The 7,286-nt window shown below is 52.4% G+C and carries 6 protein-coding genes, 2 tRNA genes and 1 other RNA gene; 8 read left to right on the top strand and 1 reads right to left on the bottom strand.

All coding sequences use genetic code 11. The annotated features are described in order from the left end of the window. The first annotated feature begins 134 nt into the window (after window positions 1-134). The 3 genes from FEF65_RS12390 to FEF65_RS12380 all read left to right on the top strand — a co-directional run bounded on the left by FEF65_RS12390 (window position 135) and on the right by FEF65_RS12380 (window position 1,081). Window positions 135-271, top strand: a non-coding RNA gene (locus FEF65_RS12390) — RtT sRNA. Between the two features lie 221 nt (window positions 272-492). Next, window positions 493-999, top strand: a complete 507-nt coding sequence (locus FEF65_RS12385; protein ID WP_138240128.1) for a DUF2155 domain-containing protein — start codon at window positions 493-495, stop codon at window positions 997-999. Between the two features lie 5 nt (window positions 1,000-1,004). Then, window positions 1,005-1,081 (top strand) — tRNA-Arg (locus tag FEF65_RS12380). A gap of 175 nt (window positions 1,082-1,256) precedes the next feature. Here the strand turns inward: FEF65_RS12380 and FEF65_RS12375 are convergent. Continuing rightward, the gene (locus tag FEF65_RS12375; protein ID WP_161595244.1) at window positions 1,257-3,848 is read right to left on the bottom strand and encodes a PAS domain S-box protein; all 2,592 of its coding nucleotides are present in this window, start codon (window positions 3,846-3,848) and stop codon (window positions 1,257-1,259) included. A 173-nt stretch (window positions 3,849-4,021) separates the two neighbouring features. Between FEF65_RS12375 and FEF65_RS12370 the strand changes: the two genes are divergently transcribed. The 5 genes from FEF65_RS12370 (at window position 4,022) to rplT (ending at window position 7,269) form a co-directional block, all read left to right on the top strand. Further along, window positions 4,022-4,096: transfer RNA gene (locus FEF65_RS12370), tRNA-Val, on the top strand. A 114-nt stretch (window positions 4,097-4,210) separates the two neighbouring features. Beyond that, window positions 4,211-6,115 carry a threonine--tRNA ligase gene (thrS, locus tag FEF65_RS12365; RefSeq protein ID WP_138240126.1) on the top strand — a complete coding sequence of 635 codons (1,905 nt, stop codon included), beginning with the start codon at window positions 4,211-4,213 and terminating at the stop codon, window positions 6,113-6,115. A 54-nt stretch (window positions 6,116-6,169) separates the two neighbouring features. Further along, the gene (gene infC / locus FEF65_RS12360; protein WP_170304452.1) at window positions 6,170-6,673 is read left to right on the top strand and encodes a translation initiation factor IF-3; all 504 of its coding nucleotides are present in this window, start codon (window positions 6,170-6,172) and stop codon (window positions 6,671-6,673) included. A gap of 15 nt (window positions 6,674-6,688) precedes the next feature. Further along, window positions 6,689-6,889, top strand: coding sequence for a 50S ribosomal protein L35 (gene rpmI, locus FEF65_RS12355; protein WP_138240125.1), 201 nt, complete (start codon window positions 6,689-6,691; stop codon window positions 6,887-6,889). A 23-nt stretch (window positions 6,890-6,912) separates the two neighbouring features. After that, window positions 6,913-7,269, top strand: coding sequence for a 50S ribosomal protein L20 (gene rplT / locus FEF65_RS12350; RefSeq protein WP_138240124.1), 357 nt, complete (start codon window positions 6,913-6,915; stop codon window positions 7,267-7,269). The last annotated feature ends 17 nt before the right edge of the window (window positions 7,270-7,286 follow it).

The raw sequence follows: 7,286 nt of genomic DNA, 5'->3' as shown, positions 1-7,286 counted from the left end.
GCACCATTGCAGGAGCAATGGTGAACATCACGGATGTGATGGCCCCGCAGGGGTGGAGGGCAGGAGCCCGACATAATCCCTCTCTCTCCGCCACTTCGTTTGCTGACAATCGGTTTAAATCATCTGCACATTTAATAATCTGGAAAGAGAGAGGGTGAGAGTCCTCGACTCGGGTTCGGCACCATTGCAGGAGCAATGGTGAACATCACGGATGTGATGGCCCCGCAGGGGTGGAGGGCAGGAGCCCGACATAATCCCTCTCTCTCCGCCACTTCGTTTGCTGACAATCGGTTTAAATCATCTGCACATTTAATAATCTGGAAAGAGAGAGGGTGAGAATCCTCGACTCGGGTTCGGCACCATTGCAGGTGCAGTGCGCTTCTGTCATGGAGGGGGTGTTGCCTGTATGCGATGGTCCTGGGCTGGTGCGGCTCAGGTATTGAAATGTGTCCGTGCTCTTTCTTTTCATTTTCCCTCGGTTAGCTTGGCGGCATGAAGCGAACTTTTCGACCGGGTGGTATCGCCCTGCTTGTATCTGTTGTGTTGTTGGCTGGCGGTTGCGAGCAGCAAAAAACAGAGAAGATTAAGTGGCAGCTTCCTCTGGAGGCTCCGGCAGATCCCCATAGTGCTCAATCACATGAGGCTGTGCCGGCCTGGGCTGCGGCCCGGCAGGGCTCGGCGGACCTGGTTATTTTGCACAAAACTACGACCCGTTTGACGACTGTGACGGTTGCATCGGGTGCCGGTGCCGACGTTGATGATGTGCGGATTTCGTTGCTGGGATTGGCATCCGGTTTGCGGATTAAAAATAATGCTTTCATTGATGATAGCGCTGTGTATAATCCCGCCGCGTTCGTTGAGGTGCTGGTCCACGGCAAGATGATTTACCGGGGATGGCTGTATCAGGAATTCCCTGAATTGTTCGGAGTGGATAATTCAGAGTGGACAGTCTGGTTGAAAGGCATTAGTGTGCCGCCCGCAACAACGAGTAACGGTTAAAACAGGCTCCCTTAGCTCAGCTGGATAGAGCATCTGACTACGAATCAGAAGGCCGGGCGTTCGAATCGCTCAGGGAGCACCATATAAATCAAGGGCTTGCGGGAAACCGTGGGCCCTTTTTTATTTCGTCATGCTTTTTGTTTGGATCCCGTGCGTCACTGGCGTGGAGCAACACTGAAAAGAAAATCACAAGGCCGGATTGCTCATGGTCTGCACGCATGTTCTGATTTTCAGGGCTCTGCCGGGCCGCTGCGGAGTCAGCCGGGATTGCGGCTGTCGGGGGCACCATGTGCTGAATCAGTATGGCCGGACATGGTCAGAACGGGATGGAGCTCCTCTGCATGCAATGCCTTATGTAACATCAGGCTTAGTCGGCTGATGCTATAGGGTTTGTACAGTATGAGCATGCTATCATCCATATTGTTTTCCTGACTGTTGTTGATGGTGCCGTAGCCGGTCGCAAAGATGATTTTTATATCAGGGCGTATTTGCCTGAGCATTGTGGCTGTTTCAAGCCCGTCCATATCTGGCATGATCATGTCGACAATCACCAGATCGATGCTGTCGCGGTGTTGCTGCAGGCATGTGACCCCTTGTCGGCCATCCAGGGCGGTGATGACCCTGTAGTTCAGTCGGGTCAGAACCTTGCGGGTGGTTTCGAGAATCATGCGGTCATCTTCGATCAGCAGAATGGTTTCATTGTAGCCCTGTTTTACCGTGCTTTGGCTGGAAGGGCACTCGTCGGCCTGATAGATCGGGCAGTAGATCCGGAATATGGTGCCTTCTCCGACGGTGCTTTCAACCTCGATGGCACCACCGTGGCGTTTGACGGTGCCGAACACCATGGATAGCCCCAGACCTGCGCCATCGCCTACCTCGCGGGTGGTGAAGAATGGTTCGAAAATTGATTTGATGTGCTCTTGGGAGATGCCACAGCCGTTGTCGGACAGGCTCAGGCAGAGAAATTCCTCGCCATGAATGTCCGGATGGCGGCGATGAAATGCTTTGTCGGCGGTGAATACGCTGCTGCTGATGGTGATTTCCGGATGGGGTTGCTGTTTTAGGGCCTCAAGAGAATTGCTGATCAGGTTCATCAATACCTGTTGGAACTTCTCGCGGTCGGCGTTTACTACGATAGGGGTGTGAGAGGATAAATAATTGAGTCTGACATTTTCGGTGATGCCGAGCAGGTGAAGGTCAATGGCTTGCCGGATAAAGGTTTCCACCTCGATGGGCTCCTGGTGAATATGCCCTTTTTCGGCAAAGGCAAGCATATGCTTGATCATTTCTGCGGCATTGAAGGCCAGTTTTTCTGCGGTTTCCAGTTTTTTGATACTCGCCGGGTGCTCCTGGATTTCGCCCTTGACCAGATAGAGGTTGCCGGTGATGCCGGCCAGAATGTTGTTGAATTCGTGGGCGATTCCGCCGACCAGGGTGCCCAGTGACTCCATGCGCTGAGCCTGGTGAAATTGTTGCTCCATCAGCTCCTGTTCCGTGATATCGGTAAATACGCCGATGTAGTTTTTAATGGCTCCCTGTTGATCGCGAATGGCGGTGATGGACAGGAATTCGGGATATTGCTCGCCATTCTTTCGGCGGTTGATGATGCGTCCCTGCCATTGGCCCATGCTGTTGATGCTGTGCCACATTTGCTGATAAAATGCATGATTTTGTTCACCCGAGGCGAGGATATTCGGGCTGCGGCCGATGGCTTCGGACTTCTGGTAGCCGGTGACTTTCTCAAAGGCGCTGTTGACGTCGATGATGGTGCCATGTTGATCGGTAATAAGAATGCCGTCTGCGGTGCTGGCGATGGCATCGCTGGCCAGCTTTAGTCGCTCCTCGGCAGAGGCACGCTCCTTTTCGGTGCGTGTAATGATGATATACAGAAGCAGGACAATTGTGCCGGTGATGGCGACGAGAAGTGCCAGGGTGATATAGAGCGTGTTGCTCCAGCCTGAAGATTCGGCGTTCAGGTTGTCGAGCAGAAAAAGGTGGCCAATTTCGTGGCCGGAGGCGTCGAGAAATGGCTGTTGTTTGAGCCAGTAGCCGCTGCGGTCAATTTCGCTGGCAACTGAAAAGTCATCCGGATTGTTTAGTAGTGGAGTGATGTGATGAAGTGATGCTTGATGGTTGCGCGCTGGAAAGATGATGGTGGCGTGATCGGCGGGCTGAGTTGCCGGTGAATGTGTATCGCTCGGCAGGCTTTGTTTCATGGTTAGAATAATGCTGAAGTCGTCGCCTTTCTGAATAGTGTTGAGGAGCTGGTTCAGGGTGATGCCCAGTTCGACATAACCGATCCGGGTGCCATGGTAGAGCCATGGAATGACGACTCTGAGGGTTAGTGTGCCGAGCGGGCCAAACTCTACGCCGGCGCTTCCTTTGTTGTTCTGGCTGGCCCTGACGACAGTGGTTCGATCAATGGTGTCGCCGAAAAAGTCAGGTTGATGCATGCGCAGGAGTGCGTGGCGCTGAAGATCCATAAAATACATGTGACTGATGTGATCGTGCAGTTTGAGCTCTTCGTAAAACGGGGTGGCCAGAAGCCGGAGTTGTGCTCTGTCATTCTGTTGGATGGCTGAGCTGATCGCATCTGCGCTTTTTGAGTGTTGCAGCAGCAAGAGTGAAGTTTCAAGCCATTGCGACTGGTTGTGTATGGCTGAATCCAGCTCCTTTTGCAGCATGATAAAGTTATGGTTTACATGATTTTTAAGGGCCTGGTATTGCTGGTGTTGAAGTGAGTACTGGGCTGCAAGCATCAGCAGAAGAAAGCCGGTGACGGTCGCTGTCAGCACCTTGCTTAAAATCGAGTGATTCAGGGTGTCGCGCATGTCAAACCACCGTTGCATGAAATGAGATGGCTTACATCCTGTTTGCCCGGGTTCAAAAGAGGTATGATTATAGCAGCTGAATTTTATCCTGCAGAAAAAAATATGATCGGCATGCATGTTTGTCTGTGGCTTGACTGACGGATGGAGGATCAATATGGTTCGCCACCTCCGCATAAGCGGGTACCCGATACAGGCTCGTAGCTCAGGGGTAGAGCACCACCTTGACATGGTGGGGGTCGGCGGTTCGAAACCGCCCGAGCCTACCATTTATATATGAAATATATCGTCAAATTCCAAGGGCCGGACTGAATAAGTTCGGCCCTTGGCGTATGTGGCTTTGGCGATAGGATAGGGCCTTTAAGCCCGGAGGAAGAGCATAGATGAATATTCAACTGCCTGATGGTTCCAGTCGTACCCTGAATGATGGTGCAACAGCCTATGATCTTGCCGCCGATATCGGCCCGGGGCTGGCGCGCGCGACAATTGCTGCGATTGTGAACGGTAAACAGGTGGATGTCAGTCATGTGCTGGCTGATGGCGATGCGGTTGCTCTGATTACCGAGAAGTCCCCCGAAGCGCTTGAAATTATCCGCCACTCAACCTCGCATCTGATGGCGATGGCTGTACAGGAGCTGTTTCCGAAATCACAGGTGACGATCGGACCGGTGGTCGAAGACGGCTTTTATTACGATTTTGCCTTTGAGCGCGCCTTTACACCTGAAGATCTGCAGCGCATTGAAGAGAAGATGCGTGAAATTGCAGGGCGTAAGCTGGATGTCAGTCGTGAAGAGTGGGATCGCGATGCCGCTATTGCCCACTTCGAGGCTATTGGCGAAACCTACAAGGCCAAATTGATTGGTCGTATTCCGGCCGGTGAGACGGTGAGCCTGTATCGTCAGGGCGACTGGGCTGACCTTTGTCGTGGTCCGCATGTGCCGAATACCGCAGTGTTGAAGCACTTCAAGTTAATGAAAGTTGCGGGTGCCTACTGGGAAGGTAATTCCGATAATGAGCAGCTGCAGCGTATTTATGGTACCTCCTGGGCATCGAAAGCCGATCTGGCTGCTTACCTGACCCGCCTTGAAGAGGCAGAGAAGCGTGATCACCGCAAGCTGGCCAAATCGCTGGACCTGTTTCATCTGCAGGAAGAGGCACCGGGGATGATTTTCTGGCATCCGAAAGGATGGACGGTCTGGCAGGCAGTTGAAACCGAGATCCGTCAGGTGATGCGCGATAACGGTTATCAGGAAATAAAAACGCCGCAGGTTGTGGATCGCAAGCTGTGGGAAAAATCCGGACACTGGGGCAAGTTCCGTCAGGAGATGTTTACCACCAGCACCGAGAATCGTGATTATGCGATCAAACCGATGAACTGTCCCTGCCATATCCAGGTGTATAATCAGGCGCTGCACTCCTATCGTGACCTGCCGCTGCGTCTGGCCGAGTTTGGCTCCTGCCATCGCAATGAGCCATCGGGTACGCTGCATGGCCTGATGCGTCTGCGTAACTTTGTTCAGGATGATGCCCATATCTTCTGTACAGAGGGGCAGATTCAGGATGAAGTATGTAACTTCATTGATCTGACCTATGAGGTCTATCGTCGTTTCGGCTTTAATGAAGTGATTATTTTTCTGTCGGATCGCCCGGATAACCGTGTGGGAACCGATGAGCAGTGGGACAAGGCCGAGGCAGCGCTGCATCAGGCCTTGCAATCCAAAGGCATTGAATATGGCCTGAATCCGGGAGAGGGTGCATTTTACGGTCCGAAGATTGAGTTCTCCCTGAAAGATTGTCTTGGCCGTGTGTGGCAGTGTGGTACCATTCAGGTGGACTTCTCCATGCCGGGCAAGCTGGATGCTGAATATGTGGCGGAAGACTCATCACGCCAGACACCGGTCATGTTGCATCGTGCCATTCTCGGTTCCATGGAGCGCTTTATTGGCATCCTGATCGAGCAGCATGAAGGAAAATTCCCGTTCTGGCTGGCGCCGGTGCAGGTGGTTGCGTGTAATATCACCGATGCACAGGCAGACTATGTGGCTGAGACTGTGCAAAAAATGCGCAAAGCGGGCTTCCGTGCAGAAATGGACTTGCGTAACGAAAAGGTCGGCTATAAAGTGCGCGCCCACACACTGGCGAGGGTGCCCTATATTCTTGTTGCCGGAGATCGTGAGCGAGAAGACGGAACTGTTAGTGTGCGTGACCGCAGTGGAAACAATTTGGGTACATTCAGTGTTGAAGACTGGATTGCCGAAATGGCGGAAATCAAGTCACGTTACGCCTGAGTGTGAAAATGTTTGTTTTGCCGGCTGAGCAAGGGGGCTCGTATTAAAAAAGATTTGCCAATCAACCACGAAATTAACGCAGACTCGGTGCGTGTAGTTGATGATACAACAGGCGAGCAGTTGGGCGTTCTGCAGTTGAGAGACGCAGTAGCGCAGGCTGAAGCCAAGGGTCTGGATCTGGTTCTGATGGCGGCCAAAAGTAATCCGCCAGTCTGCAGGATCATGGATTATGGTAAATATAAGTACGAGCAGAGCAAAAAAGCCAATCTTGCCAAGAAGCGTCAGCATGTGATGCAGGTCAAGGAGCTGAAGGTACGAGCCAGTACTGACGAGCACGACCTTGAAGTAAAGATGAAGCAAGCGATAAAGTTTTTGTCCGAAGGTAACAAGGTGAAGGTTTCACTGCGTTTCCGTGGACGTGAAATGGCTCATACCGGACAAGGCCTGGCGCAGATGAAAGTAGTCGCCGAAAGGGTTGCCGAGCATGGAAAGCCGGAAAAAATGCCAAATATGGAAGGGCGTCAGATGATCATGATTCTGGCTCCCATAAAAAAGTAAGGAAGGATCAGGATAATGCCTAAGATGAAATCACACAGTGGTGCTGCCAAGCGCTTTTCCAAGACGGGAAGCGGCAAGTGGAAGCGTAACAAGGCTTTTGGGAGTCATATCCTGACCAAGAAGTCGCCAAAGCGTAAGCGTAATATGCGTGGAACCGAGCTGGTTGCGGTTTCCGATACACGTTCACTGGAACGTTTGATTCCAGGCTGTCGCTAAGAAGTTCAGGTTAGGAGAGAGAGATGCCTCGCGTTAAATCCGGTGTACAGGCGCACGCGCGCCACAAGAGTGTAATCAAGGCTGCCAAGGGCTACCGTGGCCGTCGCAAGAGCTGCTTCCGCGTAGCAACCCAGGCGGTTGATAAGGCGCGTCAGTACGCTTATCGTGACCGTAAGGTCAAAAAACGTGATTTCCGCAGCCTGTGGATTGCACGTATCAATGCTGCTGCACGTATGCATGGTCTGAGCTACAGCCGTTTCATGTTCGGTCTGACCCAGGCTGGCATTGAGCTGGATCGCAAGATTCTTGCTGACATGGCAGTACTTGATGCTGATGGTTTTGCGAAGCTGGCAGAAGCGGCTCGCGCACAGATTCAGTAAGACACTGATTCGATACG

The organism is Mariprofundus erugo (assembly GCF_005818865.1).
GTDB classification, from domain to species: Bacteria; Pseudomonadota; Zetaproteobacteria; order Mariprofundales; family Mariprofundaceae; genus Mariprofundus; species Mariprofundus erugo.
Note: the sequence above shows the minus strand (reverse complement) of the source record. Positions and strands in the feature narration are given on the sequence as shown.

Bases quoted from the DNA above. Each gene is read 5' to 3' on its own strand.
- FEF65_RS12375 (WP_161595244.1), bottom strand. From the start codon at position 3,848: ATGCAACGGTGGTTTGACATGCGCGACACCCTGAATCACTCGATTTTA.
- FEF65_RS12385 (WP_138240128.1), top strand. From the start codon at position 493: ATGAAGCGAACTTTTCGACCGGGTGGTATCGCCCTGCTTGTATCTGTT.
- thrS (WP_138240126.1), top strand. From the start codon at position 4,211: ATGAATATTCAACTGCCTGATGGTTCCAGTCGTACCCTGAATGATGGT.
- rpmI (WP_138240125.1), top strand. From the start codon at position 6,689: ATGCCTAAGATGAAATCACACAGTGGTGCTGCCAAGCGCTTTTCCAAG.
- rplT (WP_138240124.1), top strand. From the start codon at position 6,913: ATGCCTCGCGTTAAATCCGGTGTACAGGCGCACGCGCGCCACAAGAGT.